This window comes from Geobacter anodireducens, assembly GCA_001628815.1.
Taxonomy (GTDB): domain Bacteria; phylum Desulfobacterota; class Desulfuromonadia; order Geobacterales; family Geobacteraceae; genus Geobacter; species Geobacter anodireducens.
In genome coordinates this window covers 1-20,271 of sequence record CP014963.1, presented here as the reverse complement: position 1 = coordinate 20,271, position 20,271 = coordinate 1, and the positions used below count along the sequence as shown (strand labels likewise).

Annotated in this window: 11 protein-coding genes and 1 pseudogene; all 12 read right to left on the bottom strand. The window is 62.9% G+C overall.

Going from position 1 to position 20,271, the window contains the following annotated elements; translation table 11 throughout:
• Positions 1–34 precede the first annotated feature (34 nt).
• The 12 genes and pseudogenes from A2G06_00060 to A2G06_00005 all read right to left on the bottom strand — a co-directional run bounded on the left by A2G06_00060 (position 35) and on the right by A2G06_00005 (position 20,242).
• Entirely contained in the window at positions 35–961 is a 927-nt protein-coding gene (locus A2G06_00060; GenBank protein ANA39055.1) for an ABC transporter ATP-binding protein, read from the bottom strand.
• A 7-nt stretch (positions 962–968) separates the two neighbouring features.
• On the bottom strand, positions 969–3,152 hold the full coding sequence (locus A2G06_00055) for a hybrid sensor histidine kinase/response regulator (protein ANA39054.1): 2,184 nt from the start codon (positions 3,150–3,152) through the stop codon (positions 969–971).
• On the bottom strand, positions 3,149–4,645 hold the full coding sequence (locus A2G06_00050; GenBank protein ID ANA39053.1) for a PAS domain-containing sensor histidine kinase: 1,497 nt from the start codon (positions 4,643–4,645) through the stop codon (positions 3,149–3,151). The genes A2G06_00055 and A2G06_00050 overlap by 4 nt, the downstream gene beginning before the upstream one ends.
• 6 nt (positions 4,646–4,651) lie before the next feature.
• A complete protein-coding gene (locus tag A2G06_00045) occupies positions 4,652–6,202 on the bottom strand; it encodes a hybrid sensor histidine kinase/response regulator (protein ANA39052.1) in 1,551 nt (516 codons plus the stop codon).
• Positions 6,199–8,486: pseudogene (locus tag A2G06_00040) on the bottom strand (PAS domain-containing sensor histidine kinase). Before A2G06_00040 ends, A2G06_00045 begins: the two are co-directional and overlap by 4 nt.
• A 100-nt stretch (positions 8,487–8,586) precedes the next feature.
• Positions 8,587–9,594: a glycerol-3-phosphate dehydrogenase gene (gene gpsA / locus A2G06_00035; GenBank protein ID ANA39051.1), complete on the bottom strand. Its 1,008-nt coding sequence runs from the start codon at positions 9,592–9,594 to the stop codon at positions 8,587–8,589.
• Between the two features lie 41 nt (positions 9,595–9,635).
• Positions 9,636–11,207, bottom strand: a complete 1,572-nt coding sequence (locus A2G06_00030) for a hypothetical protein (protein ANA39050.1) — start codon at positions 11,205–11,207, stop codon at positions 9,636–9,638.
• Between the two features lie 73 nt (positions 11,208–11,280).
• Entirely contained in the window at positions 11,281–13,854 is a 2,574-nt protein-coding gene (locus A2G06_00025) for a DNA gyrase subunit A (GenBank protein ANA39049.1), read from the bottom strand.
• A 127-nt stretch (positions 13,855–13,981) separates the two neighbouring features.
• Positions 13,982–16,369 (bottom strand): DNA gyrase subunit B, encoded by a 2,388-nt coding sequence (locus A2G06_00020; protein ANA39048.1) that lies wholly within the window; start codon positions 16,367–16,369, stop codon positions 13,982–13,984.
• Positions 16,370–16,379: 10 nt separating this feature from the next.
• Entirely contained in the window at positions 16,380–17,477 is a 1,098-nt protein-coding gene (locus A2G06_00015; protein ANA41546.1) for a DNA recombination protein RecF, read from the bottom strand.
• A gap of 82 nt (positions 17,478–17,559) precedes the next feature.
• Positions 17,560–18,678 carry a DNA polymerase III subunit beta gene (locus tag A2G06_00010; GenBank protein ANA39047.1) on the bottom strand — a complete coding sequence of 373 codons (1,119 nt, stop codon included), beginning with the start codon at positions 18,676–18,678 and terminating at the stop codon, positions 17,560–17,562.
• A gap of 226 nt (positions 18,679–18,904) precedes the next feature.
• The gene (locus tag A2G06_00005; GenBank protein ANA41545.1) at positions 18,905–20,242 is read right to left on the bottom strand and encodes a chromosomal replication initiation protein DnaA; all 1,338 of its coding nucleotides are present in this window, start codon (positions 20,240–20,242) and stop codon (positions 18,905–18,907) included.
• Positions 20,243–20,271: the final 29 nt, after the last annotated feature.

Here is a 20,271-nt window from a genome sequence, read left to right as displayed (position 1 = left end):
CCTTCCATATTTCCCGCCGTTGCCCCGCCCGCTCTCATTCCCGCACGTCACGACCCGTCAGTTCGATGAAGACGTCCTCCAGGGTGGGCTCCCGGAGGCAGACCTTCCGGATGTCCTCGGTGCCGATGGCATCCATGAGGGGCTTGAGGAATTCCTCGCCCGCAAGCGAGAGGCGGAACAGGTCGTCCATGCGCTGGAGGGACCGGACAAAGGGGAACCCCTTCAGCATTGCTTCGTAACGGTCGGCATGGGCCCGGAACTGGAGCTCGTAGTGGTGGGCATGGGCCATCCGTTCCTTGAGCTGGGCAGCGCTCCCGTCCACCAGCAGCCGGCCGTGGTCCATGATCACGATCCGGTCGCAGAGGGCGTCGGCCTCATCCATGTAGTGGGTGGTGAGAAAAATGGTCATGGCATCCTTGAGGGAAGCCACATAGTCCCAGACGGCGCGCCGCGACTGGGGGTCAAGCCCCGTGGTCGGTTCATCGAGGAAGAGGACCTTCGGCCGGTGCACGAGGGCACGCGCCACCACGAGCCGGCGCTGCATGCCGCCGGAAAAGGTGTCGGGGAAATCGTTGCGCCGCCCGGAGAGCCCCACGAGCTCCAGAAGCTCGTCAACCCGCCGGTTGGTTTCCGCCGGCGGCATGCCGTGGAGCCGGGCCTGCATGACCAGATTTTCCCGGGCGGTGAGGTAGCGGTCCAAGTTGTTGTCCTGGGGCACCACGCCGATAAGCCGGCGCACCTCCCGTCCCTGGCGCTGGACGTCGAATCCCTCCACCAGGGCCGTGCCGCTGTCCGGGCGGAGGATCGTGGTGATGATGCGGATGATGGTGGTCTTGCCGGCGCCGTTGGGGCCCAGCAGGGCGAAGATGGTACCCCGTTCGACCTCCAGGGAGAAGCGGTCCACGGCCGTGAGGGTGCCGTAGCGCTTGGTCAGCTCGTGCAGCGAGAGGGCGGCAGGCACGCGCCCGTTACCTCGCCTCGCCCCGGGAGGGGACGACGCAGGTGTTGTCCATGGGGAACAGGAGGGAGAAGACACTCCCCGTGCCCCCCTCGCCCGGCGTCACCCAGACCATGCCGCCGTGGGCGTCCATGATCCCCTTGACAATGGAGAGGCCGAGCCCGGACCCCTTGGACATGAAGCCGGTCTTGCCGGACGAATGGTATTCGATGTCGCCGACGCCGTAGAATTTCTCGAAGATCCGCACCGCCTCGTCAGGAGGAATCCCGATCCCCGTGTCGGCCACGTCGAGGCGGTAGAACCCGGGATGCCCCTCAATAGTGGCGGGAAAATCCCGATAGAACGGGCGCAGCAGTTCCTCTTCCGCCGTGAGTTCCTCCAGGGTGACCAGGCGGCCGGCAATGGCGACCCGTCCTCCGTCGGGGGTGAATTTGATGGCGTTTTCCATCAGGTTGCGGACAGCGAGGCGGCAAAAGCCCTCGTCCGCCGGTACGCGGCAGGGATCGTCGGCGATTTCCAGCCGGATGTCCCGCTCGGACAGGGGGAGCAACAGGGTCTGCCGTACTTCCTGGCAAAGATCCGACAGCTTCACGGGGCGGGTATGGACGGCAAACCCCTTGGCCTCGATCCGGGAGATAGAGAGGAGATCGTCCACGATCCCCTTGAGTTGGGTCACCCCTTCGTACACCGACTGCATCATCTCCTTCTGCTCGGGGGTCATGGGGATGTCGCTGTAGAAGAGGAGAAACTGCAATCCCCCCATTATGGAGGTGAGCGGCGTCTTCAACTCGTGGGAGGCCATGCCGATGAAGCTGTTCTTGGAGGCATTCAGTCGTCCCAGCTCGATGTTCGCCCGCTTCACCTCTTCCAGGTTCTCCTTGAGGGCCTTGCGGCTGCGGACCAACTCCTCGTTCTTTTCCTTCATCCGGTCGTAGAGGGTGTGGTTCTCGATGAGAACCGCCATCTGGTTGGCAATGGAATTGAGGAGGAACACCTCCCGGTCGGTGTATTCCCGGTTGGGGCGATGGGCCACGAACAGGGTGCCCAGGACGCCGGAGCCGATCTTGAGGGGGAGGGCGCACCAGGCTCCCATGCCCATGGCTTCGGCGGCCGCTTCCGCCTCCGGGCCGAAATGGCCGGCGATCCCGGCGGCCTTGAAGCTTTTGCCGTCGAGCACGTCCTTGACCCAGGTGAGCCCGCGCGACAGGGAGCCGAAGGACTCGGCAAACTCCCGCGACAGCCCCAGCCAGGCGCTGAGGCGCAGGCTTCCCCTCTCCATAAGGTGGATGCAGGACCAGTCGATCTGGAGCATCTGGTGCAGTTGGGAGAGGAGATCCACCATGATCCGCTTGGAGCCCCGCTGGGAATTGAGGCGAAAGGCCACGGCATAGAGGGTGAGGAGCTCCCGGTCCGTGAGCTTTTTCTCCTCTTCCATCCGCTTGCGCTTGGTGATGTCCTTGATCACATAGACGTAGCCGTGTTCGTTTTCGGTGGGGTGCATGGGATAGCAGGCGGCATTGTACCACCCGCGCAGCCGGGGAAAGCGGACATCGTCCTCGTCCGCCTTGAGATCGGCACAGAGGTTGAAAATGCTTTCGCCGGCAGGATCGTTGCCGTAAAAGAGCTCGCTGATGTTTGTGCCGATCACGTCGTTGTAGGTGGTATCGAAGTACTGGATCAGCTTGCTGTTGCAGCGGATGATGGTGCCGGTGGGATCGGTCAGGACCACGATGTCCGACACGGCGTCGAAGGCGGCTTCCCACTCGATCTTGCCCTGGCGGATGGACCGCTCGGCCCGGCGACGGGTCCGGCGCTCCGATGCCTCGCGGATTTCCCGGTCCACTGCCGGAATGAGGCGGGAGAGGTTGCCTTTCATGAGGTAATCATGGGCGCCGGCGCGCATGGCGTCCACGAGCATGTCCTCGCCGATCTTTCCCGACACGATGATGAAGGGGAGGTCGAGACCGCTGCGCTTGAGGATCTGAAGGGCTGCCGGCGCGCTGAATTGGGGCAGGCGGTAATCGGAGATAACGATGTCCCACTCCCGCTTCACCAGTGCCTCGCGCATGGCAGCCGCGGTTTCGACCCGCTCGTGCTCCACGATGTAGCCGCCGCGTTTCAGGTCGTTGAGGAGCAGCAGGGCATCATCCTCGCTATCCTCCACGAGAAGCAGCCGCAGTTTCTTTTCGGTCATGGGGTTGTCCCGTCCTCTTTGTCGGAATTCCGGGCGAGGCGTTCTTCCTCGCCCAGGGTGAAGTAAAATGTGGCGCCGTGGTCCGGGGCCGCCTCGACCCAGACGGTACCGCCGTGCCGCTCCACGATGCGGCGCACCGTGGCGAGGCCGATGCCGGTCCCCTCGAACTCGTCGGCACTGTGCAGGCGCTGGAAGGGGGTGAAGAGTTTGCCCGCAAAGGCCATGTCGAAACCGACCCCGTTGTCCCGGACCAGGTAGACGGGCCGCCCGCCCTGTTCCTCGGCGGCAAACTCGATGACGGCTCCGGCGCGCTTGCCGGTATACTTCCATGCGTTGCTCAGGAGATTTTCCAGCACGACCCGCAGCAGCCGCGGGTCGCCGAACGCCGTGACCCCCTCCGCGATGCGCAGGGTCGCATCCTCCCGCCCCTCGATCTGCTTCAGCCCCAGGCCGATCACCTGGGCGAGCGCGCTCAGGTTAACCTGGCGTCTTTCCAGCTCGCTCCGGCTCACGTTGGCCAGTTGGAGCAGATCGTCGATGAGGCGTTCCATGCGCTGGGCAGCCGACCTGATTCTCTGGATGTATCCCTTTCCCTCGGCATCGATCCGCCCCCCGTAATCCTCCGCCAGCATCCTGCTGAAGCCGTCGATGTGCCTGAGCGGCGCCCTCAGGTCATGGGAAACGGAGTAACTGAACGACTCCAGCTCGCGATTCGCCCGTTGCAGCTCCCGGGTGCGCGCCTCCACCCGTTCCTCCAGCTCGGCGTTGAGGCGGCGGATCTCTTCATCGGCCCTGATCCGCTCGGTCACGTCATTGGCCAGCACCACCTCGGCGGGCCGACCGCCGAAATCAAGGGGATGGGACGTGATCTCCACCGCCATGACGGCTCCGTCCTTTTTCCGGTGGCACCAGACACCGGCCAGATCGAGGCCGGGGCAGCGCCGCGCCTTGGCCACGCTCTCTTCAAGGGCCGCAACATCGGCGGATGGACGGATATCCCGGATGGTCATGGCGAGGAATTCCTCGCGCGTGTAGCCGTAGTGTGCAACCGCCGCGTCGTTCACCTCCATGAAGGCCAGGGTCTCCATGTCATACACCCACATGGGGTGGGGATTACTGGCAAACAGAAGGCGATAGCGCTCCTCTGACTCCCGCAGGGCCTGGTTTGTTTCGTGGAGCTCCATCTGGCTCTTTTCATACTCGTCCAGTTGCTGGCGCAGTTCTTCTTCCACCATGCACAGCTCTTCGTTGCGGACGCGCAGCTCGTCCTCGGCCCGTTCAGCGCTCAGCGCGTAGCGGCGGACGAGCCAGTAGAGCAGTCCGGCGGTGGCTACCACGTAAAACCACCCCTTGGCGGTCTGCAGTCGGGTGAGCTGCGCCGCTTCCGGTGCGATCCCCGTCAGGATGCGGTCGGAAAAGAGAATCCAGAGCATCCCCACCACCAGGTAGATGCCCGCAATCCGCCGGGGAGCACAGCGATGCCCGTTGTCCATGCCGCGTTACCCTCCCGCCGTCGCGTACTCTTCGTCCGCGAGGGGGAATAGCATGTGGAAGGCGCTGCCTTCCCCTTCGACGCTCTCTGCCCAGATGAAACCCTGGTGCGCATCCATCACCTTGCGGCAGAAGGCCAGGCCGAGCCCCGTGCCGGTCGACTTTCCCAGCCTGCGGTTACGGGCCTGGACAAAGCGGTCGAAGATGCTGGCGAGGGAATCGGCCGGGATGCCGACCCCCGTGTCCCGCACCGTGATGAGCAGGTGGGGTTTCAGCGGCGGCAGCGGCACATCGGGATAGCTTTCCCGGGGGATGCGGCCCGCCAGTTCCGCCGGGTCGCCCAGACACCGGGCGCTGACCTCGATCTCTCCCCCCTCGGGGGTGAATTTGATGGCATTGGCAATGAGATTGCCCATGAGTCTGGCGAACTGGTTGCGATCCAGCGACAGGGCCAGGGGATGGTCGGGGAGCGTCAGCACCAGGGCAATGCCCGCCCGCCGGGCCACGGAGTCGAAACGCCCCAGGGTCCGGGCCATGAGCGGTCCCAGGTCTTCGCGCCGGGCCGCCATGACCATTCGCCCCGCCTCGAACCGGTGGACGTCGAGCAGCGTGTCGATCATGTCCACCATCTCGGCACAGCTCTCCATGGCCGAATCCAGATAGGAGCGCTGCTCGGCGTTCACCGGGCCGATCCGCCCCTCCCGCACCAGGTCGATGGAGCCGACCACGGCGGTGATGGGGGTCTTAAGGTCGTGGGAAAGCATTGAGACGAAATCCTCGCGCTCCCGTTCAAGGGCCTTGAGGGTGGAGATGTCCCGGATGATTTCCACGCATCCCATCATTTCCCCATCAGCCCCCTTGAGGGGGGTGGCGCTGGACAGGACCGGGATCATGCCGCCGCCCGCCTGCACGGCATAGGTCACGTCGAGGCAGGGGTCGCCGGTGGCCAGCACCACGCGGCAGGGGAGCCGCTCAGCCGGGATATCGGTTTTCAGGAGAAGCTCAACCGGCTGGTTCTGTACTCCGCCGGCTGCAATGCCGAAGCGTTCTTCGGCCGCTCGGTTGATGGTGATGATCTTCCCCTCGCGGTCAACCGCCACGAGAAGGTCAGCCATCCCCCGAAGGATCGCCCCCATCTTCCGCCGCTCCTCGTCGAGCACCCGCTGCAGCCGCTCGTTTTCGAGCTTGGTCCGGTTGAATTGGATGGCGCGCTCCACCCGCTTTTTCATGTCATCGGAGGAAAAGGGCTTGGAGATGTAATCCACCGCTCCCTTTTTCATGGCCTCCACGGCGATGTCCTCGCTCCCGTGGGCGGTCATCATGATCACCACCAGGTCGGGCCACCGGTCCCGTATCCGCTCCAGAACCTCGATACCGTCCATGCGCGGCATGCGGATGTCGAGCAATACCAGATCGAAGCTCTCCCGCTCGAGAGCTTCCAGGGCCTCGACTCCGTCCCGCGCCCGCAGGGTCAGATAGCCGGCATCCTCAAGCTGCAGCTTGAGGATGAGGGCGATATCCGCTTCGTCGTCGACGATGAATACCTTGTAGCCGCTCATGGCTCTCCCTCGTGGATGGGAACGGTGAAGGTGAACACGTTGCCTCCGCCGATTCCTTCGGAGTAGAAAATCCTGCCGTGGTGCCGCTCGACGATCTCTTTGCAGATGGCAAGCCCCAGGCCGGTGCCGCCGTGCTGCCGCCGGTCGCCGCTGTCGATCTGCTGAAACCGCTTGAAGAGTTTTCCCCGGTCGGCCCACTGGATCTCACGCCCGCGGTCCTTGACCGAAACGGCGACAAAGTTGTCGCTCTGCTCGGCAGAGATGGTTACCACTGCTCCCCGGGGTGAAAATTTCACCGCATTCGCAATGAGATTGGTCAGCACCTGCCCCAGCCGGTCGCCGTCCCCGTATATGGCGGGCAGATCGGCCGACACCTCGTTGACGACCGTCACGCCGTGCTCCCGCGCAAATCCCCCCAGCTCCCGCACCGACCACTCCACCAGCTCAGCCGGCGAGTGGGGTGAAAGGGCAAACTCCATCTTGCCCGATTCGATCTTGGCAATATCGAGGATGTCGTTGACCAGCCTGATGAGCCGCTCGGTGTTGCGGAGGCAGACGCTGAGCAATTCCTTTTCCACATCGGCAAAGCCCCTGCTCTTGTCAACGATCAACTGGAGCGATCCCTTGATGGAGGTGAGGGGGGTCTTGAGCTCGTGGGAAACGGTGGAAATGAACTCGGTCTTCATCCGGTCCACCTCCTCCTCGGCGGTCACGTCGCGGATGGACATGACCACGCCGGCAAAGTGCCCGTCCCCATCGACCAGGGGCGCCAGGGTTACCTTGAGCTTTTTCCCCCGGGCATCGAGATCCACTTCCCTGACCGTTGCCAGGCCGCGGTTCTCCCCCATGGAAGTGATGTGCTCCACGAGCCGGCAGAATTCCCCCTGGTTGCAGATGTCCAGGATGGGCCGGCCAACCACGCGGTGGGGCACCATCTCGAAGAGTTGCTGGGCCGCAGGATTGAACAGGATGACGCGCCCGTCCCGGTCGGTCACCGCGACCCCCTCGGCCATGCTGGTGAGGATCGCCTCGAGCCGTCCCATTTCCACCTGCAGCGCGGCGGTCCGCTCATCCACCCGCCGCTCCAGGAGTTCGTTCATATCCGTGAGCTTGAGGTTGAGGTTTTCCAGGTCGTGGGCCTTGGTCCGGATGGTCCGGTCGCGCTCGTCAATGGCCGCGGCCATCCGGTTGAATGCCTCGGCCAGTTCTCCGATCTCGTCGGAAGAAATGACCGCGACCCGTTGCTGCAGCTCCCCTTCCTCGATGCGCCGAACCCCGTCCGCAAGCTCGCGAACGGGCTTCGTCAGCCTGAGCGACACCCAGTAGGCAGTGACAAAGGACAACACGAGGCCCAGGATCGCCGAGGCCACGATGTTGCCCAGGCTCCCCTGCAGGGCTCCTTTGAAGTCTTCACGGGAAAGCGCCACGGCCAGGGCACCGACGAAATCGCCCCTGCTGTTGGTGAGGGGATCAAAGGCCGCGGTGTAGACCTTGCCGCCGATCTCCGCATCGCCCTGAACGGGAAACCTTGCCTGAGGCCCTCCAGAATCCGCGCAGGAATGGGCTGGGAACCGCTTTTGCCGAAACTGTCGGGGGGGATGATCTCTTTGTGGGTGATGGCCACGTACACCTGTCTGCCGAAAACCTCCTGAACCTGCGACGGGATCCCGGTGTCGGTCTCGATGATGTCTCCGGCCACAAAAGCGCCGACCATGGCCCCCTTGGCATCCATGACCGGCACCACCACCGTCAGCATCATGACCTCGCCCGTTTTCCCGGCGCCTCCCCCGCGGCAGTAGTTTACCAACCCTTCGCCGCAGAGGAAGTCGGCTGTCACGAGTTCCGTGGAGACCAGGGGACGCCTCTCCCTGAGAGCGCGCTCCACGACCGGCGTCAGCTCAAACGTTCTGTCCCTGCGATACTGGTTCCCGCCGGCGATGACCGTCCCCCGTGAATCCACAAACACGATCAGCTCCACGAAGGGGAGGATCGTCATCCAGCGGCGGGCGGCATCCCGCAGCCAAGGGGTGTCGCGGGCGGCCATGCGTTCGCGGACGGGCGGCGCAGAGGCCGGATGCATGAGAGAATACTGGATCTGCTCGGCCCGGTTCGTGTACTGGTCCTTGGCATACCGGACCTGTTCGGCCAGCTTGCGGGACAGTTCCCCCTCGAGGGATGAATCGATGGTTCTAATGGTGATAACGACGAGAAAGGAATAGGAAACGAGAAGAATGAGCAGGATGGCGAGAAATATTTTTGTGCGGATCGCGAGCAACGATTTCATTGCAATCCCTTCAGCAAGACCGTTGCCGGTCTCTTTCGGGCACGGATACACGAACGGTACCGCTCATCAGTGTGAAGGGACTGCGAGGCCCCATGATCTCTTACCAGCGCTCCGCCTTGAGGTCGCGGGTCATCAGTTCCATCACTGCCTGGCGGGCCGGTTTGTCCTCGTGGAGCACCTGGTAGACCTTCTCGGTTATGGGCATCTCAACCCCTGTCCGGCGGGCAAGCCGGTACGCCGACTCGGCGGTTTTCACCCCCTCCGCCACCATGCGCATCTCTCCCAGGATATCAGCCAGTTTCATCCCCTGCCCAAGCTTCATGCCAACGGTCCGATTGCGCGAAAGGTCTCCGGTGCAGGTGAGAACCAGGTCGCCCATGCCGGCAAGACCCGCGAAGGTTTCCGCCTGGGCCCCCATGGAGAGCCCGAGGCGGGTCATCTCCGCCAGGCCGCGGGTGATCAGGGCCGCACGGGTGTTGTGGCCGAGGCCCAGACCGTCCGAAATCCCGGCCGCTACGGCAATGACGTTCTTGAGGGCGCCGCCGATCTCCACTCCCACCACGTCGGTATTGGTGTAGACCCGGAAGGACGGTGTGGTGAAGAGTCGCTGCACTGCCGCCGCCACGGCGGCATCGCCCGATGCCGCCACCACCGCCGTCGGCATCTCCAGGGAAACTTCCCGGGCAAAGCTGGGGCCGGACAGGACGCTGAAGCACCGGGCGACCTCCGGCGGCAGGACCGCCGCGCAGACCTGGTCCATGGTCATGAGGGTGTCGAGCTCGATCCCCTTGGAGGCGTTCACCAGCACCACGCCGGCACGCAGCAGCGGCGCGAGCTGCGCCAGCACTCCGCGCATCACCTGGGAGGGGGAGACAAGAACCAGAAAGTCCTTCCGGGCGGCCGCCTCCTCCAGGGAGTTGGTGAACGAGAGGCCTGGAGCGAGTTCGATGCCGGGGAGAAAGAAGGAGTTGACCCGCGTTGCGCGCATCTCTTCCACCAACTCGGCCTCATAGGCCCAGAGCGTCACGTCAAGCCCCTTCCGGGCCAGCAGATTCGCCAGCGTCGTGCCCCAGCTTCCCGCTCCGATCACCCCGATACGTTCACTCATGTCCGCCACTCCCAACCGATGATGTGCTGCCGTCCTGCCCGTCACTCGTCCCACTCTCCCTCGTACTCCTCGTCCTCCCGGGCGGGGGGGAACTCGTATCCCTCGGCCCGGGCCTCCCGGACCATATCGATCAGATCCAGCAGCCAGCGCCTGATGAGCGGCTGACGGTGGAGCGGGACCAGTTCCTCCCGGATGCTCCGGGCTGCAGCCAGACTCTGCTCCACCAGCGGGCGCTCCCGGCCGCTGCGCGCCATCAGATCGGCGGCAAGCACGAGGCGCCGGACGAGCCGCTCCCGGCGCGGTGCCACATGGCCCCGGCACCAGCTTTCCAGGAACCGGTCGACCGCGGCTTCGTCCCCCCGGCCAAAGGGGTCCCCCTCCAGCCGGTCCAACTCATCGGCAAGGAGCCGGACCCGTTCGTTGAAGATGAACCAGCCATCGAAAAACCAGTCCCGAATGAGGTCGTCTCCCGCCGCGATCCGGGACGGGGTGCAGGCCTCCGCGACGTCATCCTCCCCGAAGGGGGGCTCATAGGCGGCCGGCGTCAGGTCTACCCCCGCAAAAATCGAACGGCGGACGTAAAACTCGGGGGGGAGGTAAAAGCCGCTCCCGATGCTCCTCTGGATGGCGTCCCGCACCAACAGCACCGCAAAGGCGGGATCCACCGCCACGAGGGTGTCCTCCACATGGTTGTGCCGCAGCAGATCCTGGAACCCCTCGGAGGAGAGGCCGCTCCACCCCCAGGCGTCGCGCATCCCCTCGCTCTCATGGAGTTCCATGAACAGGGTATCGATAATGCCGGGTCCTGTCCAGCGGGCGACCATCACGCAGGAGAATCCGGACGCATCGGCGGTGCCGGCAAAGGCCGCCTCAAAGGGAAGGGGAGCGGGAACCTCGCCCGCCGGCGCGAACCCCAGAAAGGCAAGCCGGCGCAGGCTCCGCTCAGCCGGGGCCCGGTATGCGTCCGGCGCACCGGTGAGGAAATCCCGCAGCAGCTCGGCTGCTTCCGGATACCGGATACGGCCGAGGGTTTCGATGACCGTCCGCAGGGTCTCGGGCTCATCAAAGCCCAGCAGGACCCGGAAGAGCTCCACAACCCGCAGGTCGTCCACGAACGGCAGCTCGCGCACCACGGCCTGCTGGGCCTCGGGCGTGTAGGTGACCAGCCCCTCCACGAACGTGATGAGCCCCCGCTCGCCCCTATCCAGGAGCCGGGGAAGGGTGAGGCGCAGCCCCCCCGACCGGTCCGAGATTGGCGTGAAGAGGGGCGAGGAGACGTCCACGCCGTACTCGCTCAGGATCGACAAAAGGGCCGATTTCCCCTCGTCGTCCAGGTCGCGGCGGGCAAGGGTGATGGCCACGAGCTGGTCGAGCCAGGCGTCGTCCTCGAAGAATTCCAGCAACCCCGCGTAGCGGGCGATCAACTCCGGGTCCGTTTCGCGGCGCAAACGCCGGAAAAGTGGGGAAAGGGCACGGCGTCCCTCCTTGCGGAGCGAGGAGCCGATCTCGTCCATCTCGGCAGGGGTCAGATCCTCTTTCTTAAGGCGTTCAAGGAGGTCGAGGATATCGCGACGCTCCCGCAGGCTCATGTCGATGGTGCGGTGTCGTTCCATAACGGGGACCGGGGACCGGAGACCAGGAACCGGAATAACTCATAGACCGGTGGCGGGTCGCGATCCGTCGCGGCTACTCCTCGACAACCTCCGCCTCGGGGAGGTCATCGCCGTTGTCGACCCCCTCGTCCCCTTCATCCTTCTCGGCCAGCTTGGCAACGGCCACGATCCGCTCGTTCTGCTCGGCGGTCATGAGCTTCACCCCCTGGGTGTTGCGACCGATGACCGAAAAGGGGGCCACCGGGATCCGGAGAATCTTCCCCTGGTCCGTGATGAGCATCAGGTCGTTCTCGTCGGTCACCTGCATGATGTCCACCACGCAACCGTTGCGCTCGGTGGTTTTGATGGTGATGATCCCCTTGCCGCCGCGGGACTGGACCCGGTACTCGTCCAGCTCGGTCCGCTTGCCGAAGCCGTTCTCGGTAACGGTGAATATGGTGGAGCCGGTGGCGCTGGAATTGATGACCTCCATGCCGATCACCACGTCATCGTCCTCCAGGGTCATACCCCGCACCCCGCGGGAAACCCGTCCCATGGGGCGGGCATCCCCTTCGTGGAAGCGGATCGACTTGCCGTTCTTCGACGCCAGGAGCACGTCCTGCCTGCCGTCGGTCAGGGCCACGGCGATGAGCTTGTCCCCCTCGTCCAGGTTCACGGCGATGATGCCGCCGCTCCGGATGTTGGCATACTCCCGCAGCGGGCTCTTCTTCACCACCCCCAGCCGGGTCGCCATGAGGATGTTCCGCTCGTCGTCGAATCCCTTCACCGAGAGGATGGCGGTGATCTGCTCATTCTCCTGAAGGTTCAGAAGGTTGACAATGGCCTTGCCACGGGTGGCCCGGCCCCCCTCGGGGATCTCGTAGACCTTGATCTGGTAGACCTTGCCGGCGTCGGTGAAAAAGAGCATGAAGTCCTTGCTGGAGGCGACGAAGAGGTGCTCGACGAAATCCTCCTCCTTGGTCTTCATGCCGGTCTTCCCCTTGCCCCCCCGGCGCTGGGAACGGTACTGGGAGACAGCGGTCCGCTTGATGTAGCCGGTGTGGGAGACGGTGACCACCACGTCCTCCTCGACAATGGTGTCCTCCAGGGAGATCTCGGCGCTCCGGTCCACGATCTCGGTGCGGCGCTCGTCGCCGAACTTCTCCTTCAGCTCCCGCAGCTCACCCACGATGATCTTGAGGATCTCCGCCTCGGAGGCGAGGATCTCCTTGAGCCGGGCGATGTACTTGAGGATATCGTCGTACTCCTGGAGGATCTTGTCCCGCTCCAGGCCCGTGAGGCGGTGGAGCCGCAGGTTCAGGATCTCCTGGGCCTGGACCTCGGTGAGGCGGACCGGTTTCTGGTACTGGCTATGGATGGCCGGCAGCGGCAGCCCCATTTTCCTCAGCCACTCCTCGTCGGAGAAGAGGCCGGACATGAGCCCTTCCCTGGCCTCGGCCGGGGTCTTGGACCCGCGGATCAGCTCGATGACCGCGTCGAGCCAGTCCAGGGCGATCTTGTACCCTTCCAGGATGTGGGCCCTGGCCTCGGCCTTCTTGAGATCAAAGATGGTGCGCCGGGTGACGATCTCCCGCCGGTGGTCGATGAAATGGCCGATGGCATCCCGAAGCATCAGGACCCGCGGCCGTCCCGCCACGATTGCGAGCATGTTGATGCCGAAGGAGGTCTGCATCTGGGTCTGCTTGTAGAGGTGGTTCAGGATAACCTGGGGATTCTCGTCCCGCTTGAGATCAATGACGATCCGCATCCCGTCCCGGTCGGACTCGTCGCGGATGTCGCTGATCCCCTCCAGCTTCTTCTCCCGCACCAGTTCGGCGATCTTGGTGATGAGGTTCGCCTTGTTCACCTGATAGGGGATCTCGGTGACGATGATGGACTGGCGCTCGGTCTTCTTGTGGGTCTCGATGGAGGCCCGGGCCCGCATCTGGACGATGCCGCGGCCGGTCCGGTACCCCTGGAGGATCCCCTCCCGGCCGTAGATGAACCCGCCGGTGGGGAAGTCGGGGCCGGGGATGAGGGCCAGGAGCTCCTCGAAGCTGATATTCGGATTCTCGATGGTGGCGACGATCCCGTCGATGACCTCCGAGAGGTTGTGGGGAGGAATGTTGGTGGCCATGCCGACCGCGATGCCGGAGGAGCCGTTCACCAGGAGGTTCGGGAACTTGGAGGGGAGCACCAGGGGCTCCGTGAGGGAGCCGTCGTAGTTGGGCCCCAGGTCCACGGTCTCCTTCTCCAGGTCGTTCAGGAGCTCGTGGGCCAACTGCTCCATCCGGATCTCGGTGTACCGCATGGCCGCCGGCGAGTCGCCGTCCACGGAGCCGAAGTTCCCCTGGCCGTCCACCAGCGGATAGCGGAGGGAGAAGTCCTGGGCCATCCGGACGATGGTATCGTAGGCCGCCGCGTCGCCGTGGGGATGATACTTACCGATCACGTCCCCGACCACCCGGGCCGATTTCTTGTAGGGCTTGTTGTAATCGTTGCCCATGTCGTACATGGCGTAGAGGCAGCGGCGGTGCACCGGCTTGAGCCCGTCCCGCACATCGGGGAGGGCCCGGCCGATGATGACGCTCATGGCGTAGTCCATGTACGAGCGCTTCATCTCGTCTTCGATGTTGACGGCTGTCTTGTTCAGGGTCTGTTCAAGCATTCATAAACCTCTTTATTTCCAAATACATGTAGGGTCGAGACGATGCCTCGCCCGATAACGGCATGGCACCCGTAGGGGTGTGATTCATTGCACCCGGGCGCGATGAATCACACCCCCACATAATCGTCTAAATGTCCAAATTCGACACGTTCAGGGCGTTCTGCTCGATGAAGTCCCGGCGGGGCTCCACCTGGTCCCCCATGAGGATGGTGAAGATGGTGTCGGCCTCTATGGCGTCCTCGATCTTCACCTGGAGCAGGGTCCGGTTGACGGGCTCCATGGTGGTTTCCCAGAGCTGCTCCGGGTTCATCTCGCCGAGACCCTTGTAGCGCTGGATGGAGAGCCCCTTCTTGGCGCTGTCCATGAAGAAGGAGAGGAGGTCGAGCCCGATGGTGGTCGCGAAGAGTTCCTTTCCCTCGCTGGAGACCACGGCCCGGCCGTCGCCGAAGATATCCCTGACCTTCCGGTAGCTCTCCACCAGGAGCCCGTACTCGTAGGAACCGATGAGGTCGAGGGTATGCTGATCCAGGGCGATCCGGAGGTTGCCGAGCCGCACGATGACCCGCCCGTCGTCCAGGGGGCTGAAATCGCCGCCGCCATAGACCCGGGAGATGTTCGTCAGGAACGGCACCAGCTGCTCCATGTCCTCGATCCCCCCCTTGACGCCGAGCCGCAGGAATACCCGTATGAGCTCCTCGTTGATCCCCTTGCGCACTACCTTGTCCAGGATGGTCCGATACTCCACCAACTGCTTGAGGATCGGGATGATCTGCTTGCCGCTGTAGGTCTTCTCGCCGCTCTCCAGAAAAAGGACCATGTCCTCGGTCCCCTCCTCAAGGAGGTAGGCCTGCATGGCCGCCTCATTGCGGAGATAGAGCTCCTTGCGCCCTCGCTTCACCTTATAGAGGGGGGGCTGGGCGATGTAGAGGTGCCCCCGCTCCACCACCTCCGGCATCTGCCGGAAGAAGAAGGTGAGCAGCAGCGTCAGGATGTGGGAGCCGTCCACGTCGGCGTCGGTCATGACGATGATCCGGTGGTAGCGGAGCTTGGCGATATCGAAGTCGTCTTTCCCGATACCGGTGCCGAGCGCCGTGATAAGGGTCCCGATCTCCTGGGAGGAAAGCATCTTGTCGAACCGGGCCTTCTCCACGTTGAGGATCTTTCCTTTCAGCGGCAGGATGGCCTGGAATTTCCGGTCGCGCCCCTGTTTGGCGGAACCGCCGGCGGAGTCGCCCTCCACCAGGTAGAGTTCGCACAGGGCCGGATCCCGCTCCTGGCAGTCAGCCAGTTTGCCCGGGAGATTGGAGATGTCCAGGGCACCCTTGCGCCGGGTCAGTTCACGGGCCTTGCGGGCCGCTTCCCGGGCGCGGGCCGCCTCGATGGATTTGCCGATGATGTCCTTGGCGATCTTGGGGTTCTCTTCCAGAAAGACCGCCAACTGCTCGTTCATGAGGGATTCCACGTACCCCTTCACCTCGGAATTGCCGAGCTTGGTCTTGGTCTGCCCCTCGAACTGGGGCTGGGGAATCTTGACGGAGATGACTGCCGTGAGCCCTTCCCGCAGGTCCTCGCCGGAGATGGAGACCTTCTCCTTTTTCAGGAGCTCGTTGGCGCCGGCGTAGGAGTTCATGGTGCGGGTCAGGGCCGCCCGGAACCCCACCAAATGGGTCCCCCCCTCGTGGGTGTTGATGTTGTTGGCAAAGGTAAAGACCTTCTCGTCGTAGGAGTCGTTGTACTGGAAGGCGATCTCCATGTCGATGCCGGCCTTCTCCCCCCGGAAGTAGACCGGTTTCGGGTGGAGGGGCGTGCGGTTCTTGTTCAGATACTCCACGAAGGAGACGATCCCTCCCTCGTAGTGGAAGTCGTGGTGCTTCCCCTCCTCCCGCTCGTCGCTGATGGTGATCTTCACCCCGGCGTTCAGGAAGGCCAACTCCCGGAGCCGCTGGGAGAGAACGTCAAAGGAGAATTCCGTGGTCTCGAAGATGGTGTCGTCGGGCAGGAAGGTGATTTTGGTCCCGCGCTTTTTGGTTTCTCCCACCACCTCCAGGGGGCAGAGGGGGTCGCCGCAGGCGTAGGACTGGCGGTACACCTTCCCGTCCCGGCGAATCTCCAGCTCCAGCTTCCTGGACAGGGCGTTCACGACCGAGACCCCGACCCCGTGGAGCCCGCCGGATACCTTGTAGGAGGTGTTGTCGAACTTGCCGCCGGCATGGAGGACCGTGAGAGCCACCTCTGCCGCCGGCTTCCCCTCCGTGGGGTGGATGTCGGTGGGAATGCCGCGGCCATTGTCCACCACCGTCAGGGAACCATCCAGATGGATGGTGACGTTCACCTCGTTGCAGTAGCCGGCCAGGGCCTCGTCAATGGAGTTGTCCACGATCTCGTAGACCAGGTGGTGGAGCCCCTGGGCCGCGGTGGAGCCGATGTACATGGCGGGGCGCTTGCGTACCGCCTCGAGCCCCTCCAGGACCTTGATCTTGTCCGCGCCGTAGTCGTTAGTCTGTTGATCAGCCATACTTCTCCCTCTATGAAGGCGTCACCGTTCCACGTGAAACGCGGAACGACGCGTGGGTGTCGATCCCCTCCAGGCGGAGGGTCGAGATATCGGTGGTGGTGATGAAGACCTGCATCCGTTTTCCCCGGAGAAAGGTCATCAGGTTCGCGTTGCGCACGGGGTCCAGTTCCGACGAGATATCATCCAGCAGGAGCACCGGCGGGACACCGTTGAGCCGCTCCAGGTACTCGATCTCGGCCATTTTTACGGCCAGGACAAAGCTCCGCTGCTCTCCCTGGGAGCCATGGTGGCGGATGACCCGGCCATTCAGGACGAAATCCACATCGTCCCGGTGGGGGCCTACGCCAGTGGCCCCCCGGCGCAGTTCCTCGGCCTCATGGGCCGCCATGAGCTCCCGGAGGGCCGCCGCACAATCGCGTTCACCCTTGGCGGCCCCTGATCCCTGGCAGCGGTAGGTAAGTCCCACCTCCTGGCCCGCACCGGCGATATCCCGGTAAAACTGCCGCACCAGCGGCTCTATCTGTGCAAGATAGGCCCTTCGCTTTGCCATGAGCCGGGCTCCGGCCTCGGCCAACTGGATCGTCCAGACCTCCAGACCGTCCCGCTCGCCCCGTCTCAGCAGGGCATTGCGCTGCTTGAGCAACCGGTGGTACTCATGGTGGAGGAGCAGGTACCCCAGATCGCCGTTGAAAATGGCCCGGTCCAGGTAGCGGCGTCTGAGTTCGGGGCCGCCGCGAGCCATGCCTATTTCCTCAGGTGAAAATACCACGGCATTCACAGCGCCGAAAAAATCCGCAAGCTTGGTGACCGGTTTGCGGTCAATGCGGGCCTTGCGTCCCTCACGGCCGAGATAGAGGGTTATTTCACGCTTGACCCCCGCCTTTTCGATGTGGCCACGCACCAGGGAGTGGGGGGCGTTCCAGGCGATGAGATCCTGGGCCTTGGCCATCCGAAACGATTTCATGGTCCCCAGGAGGTAAATGGCCTCCAGAACCGATGTTTTCCCCTGTCCATTGGCACCGTGCAGGACATTGAACCGCCGATCGAACGAGATTTCCATCTGGTCGATATTGCGGAAGGCGCTGATGGCGATAGTGTTCAGGTGCATGAAATGACCGGCCTGCAAGAAACGGCAAAAGGCCTCTCCCGGGGAGCGGCCTTTGCCTGTTCGTCTCCGAAATACCTACTCCCTACAGACGCATGGGCATGATCACCGCCGTGAAACCGTCGTCGCCAGCCGGCCTCACGATGGCCGGAGACAGCTCGTCCTTCAGGTGGAGTGCCACGCTGCTCTCATCCAGCACTGCCAGCACATCGATGAGGTACTTGGCATTGAAGCGGATGGAAAGGGCATCACCGGCAAATACGGCGTCCAGTTCCTCGGATGCCTCGCCCAGTTCCGGGTTGCTGGAGGAGATCACCATGCCGCTCTCCTGGATATCCATCTTGATGCCCTTGAACTTCTCGCTGGAAAGGATGGACATCCGGCGCAGCGAATGGAAGAACGGATCCCGCGCCACGGTGACGATCCGGTCATTGGCCACGGGCACCACCCGGGTGTAGTCCGGGAACTCGCCGTCCACCAGGCGCATCACCACGACGGTGTTTCCCTTGACGATCACGGCGCTGTTGTCCATGAAGCCCAGGGAAAGCTGGGTCGACTCCTCCTCGCACATCTTTTTCAGCTCAAAGATGCCTTTCTTGGGGAAGATGACCCCCTTGGCCATCTCAGGGCTCACGACACCGTTGAATTCCCTCTGGGTGATGGAGAGCCGGTGGCCGTCAGTGGCAACCATGCGAAGTATCGAGCGGCCATCCTCCTCGGACGCCTTCACGAAGGTGCCGTTCAGATTGTACTTGGTCTCATCGAAGCAGATGGCATAGGAGGTCTTCTCTATCATGTCGGCCAGCAGGCCGCTTTCGATCCTGATGAAGCTCTCTTCGTTCACCTTGGGGAAATAGGGGAACTCCTCGGAGGAGAGACCCACGATGGTGAACTTGGCCTTGCCGCAGCGGATCTCCACGTAGTCGTTGGCCTTGGTCAGAAACGTGATGGTTTCGTCGGGAAGCTCCTTGACGATCTCATAGAGCTTTTTGGCCGATACGGTGATCTTGCCCAGGCCTGCCACCGTTGTGGGGTAGGAGCTCTTCATCCCGACTTCCAGGTCGGTGGCGGTCAGTTCGATCCGGTCTTCCAGTGCCTCGATGAGGACGTTGGAGAGGATCGGCATGGTGTTGCGCTTTTCGACGATCCCCTGGATCTTCTGGAGAGCCCGCGAGAAGGTGTCCCTGTCAATCGTGAATTCCATCGCTCCTCCTTTTCAACAGGTCATCATGATTATGGTTATGGTTTCTTTAAACGTCAGTAGAAACAGTAGGGGCTGTGGATATGGGGATAATCGTCCAACGCCCCTTTGCAGCTCGTTTTTTTCAGCATGCTGTCCTGTGGGCACGGCGTGGGTTATCCACGGACTGGCCCGGACAGGGGCGACGGCATGTCGATAACCGCTCCTCTGTCCACAGGGTTGTTGCCACTCAGCTCAACAGCCCTTTCCTCAGGGTGTCGACGGTATTCCTGAGTTCGAAATCCTGGCTGAGGAGTTTTTCCACCTTTTTCACCGAGTGGATGATGGTTGAGTGATCCTTGCCGCCGAACCGTTCGCCGATCTCCGGATACGACGACTTGGTAAGGTCGCGGCACAGGTATATGGCTATCTGGCGCGGTATCACCAGCGCCTTGAGCCGCTTGTCCGACTTGAGGTCGGCCACCTTGAGGGCGAAGTGCTCGGCCACGAATTTCTGGATCATTTCAACCGTTATTTCCTTCGACTTGTCCACAATGATGTCCTTGAGGACTTCCCGGGCCATGTCGAGGGTGATGTTCTTGCCGGTCAGGCTCGATACGGCACCGAGCCTGATGAGCATTCCTTCCAGTTCCCGTACGTTGGTGGTGGAGCTGGACGCCAGAAAGAGAGCCACATCGTCGGGGAGCGAGATATGGTCCGCGTCCGCCTTCTTGCGCAGGATCGCCACCTTGGTTTCCGTGTCGGGCGCCTGGATATCGGCGATGAGGCCCCACTCGAAGCGTGAGCGGAGGCGCTCTTCCAGGCCGGGAATATCCTTGGGGAACTTGTCGGACGTCACCACGATCTGCTTGTGGGATTCGTAGAGCGAGTTGAAGGTGTGGAAGAACTCCTCCTGGGTCCGTTCCTTGCCGGCGATGAACTGGATGTCGTCGATAAGAAGAATGTCCATCTTGCGGAACTTGTTTCTGAACTGGTCCATCTTCTGGTACCGCAGGCAGTTGATGAGCTCGTTCATGAACTTTTCCGACGTGTAGAAACAGATCCGCGCCTTGCGGTTCACCGACAGGACATGGTTGCCGATCGCGTTGAGGAGGTGGGTTTTACCCAACCCCACGCCACCGTATATGAAAAGGGGATTGTACTTGCCGGCCGGGCTGTTCGCCACCGATTGGGCAGCCGCGTGGGCGAACTGGTTGCTGCCGCCGCAGACGAACGTGTCGAAGGTGTACTTGGGGTTCAGGTTGGTCGAGTGATCGGGCCCCGCACAGGTTTCCGGTTCCGCGGCAGCGGCTTCGGGGGCCGCAGGCTGTTTGGGTTTTTCGAGCTTGGGTTTTGCGATCAGAAGTTCGATCTTGGTCTGGGAATCGGTAAGGGATTGAACCGATTCGAGAATCATGGGAAGATAGCTTTCGCTCACCCGGTCCCTGACGAACTGGTTCGGGGCTTCGAGAAGCAGCACATTCCTCTTGGATCCGAGATACTTGATCGGTTCGATCCAAGTATTAAAGGTCTGATGCGTGAGAACCTTAGCGAGATTGGATTGTGCCTGGAGCCAAACCTCTTCCATAAACCAGACCTTCTCGGGAAACGCGAAGC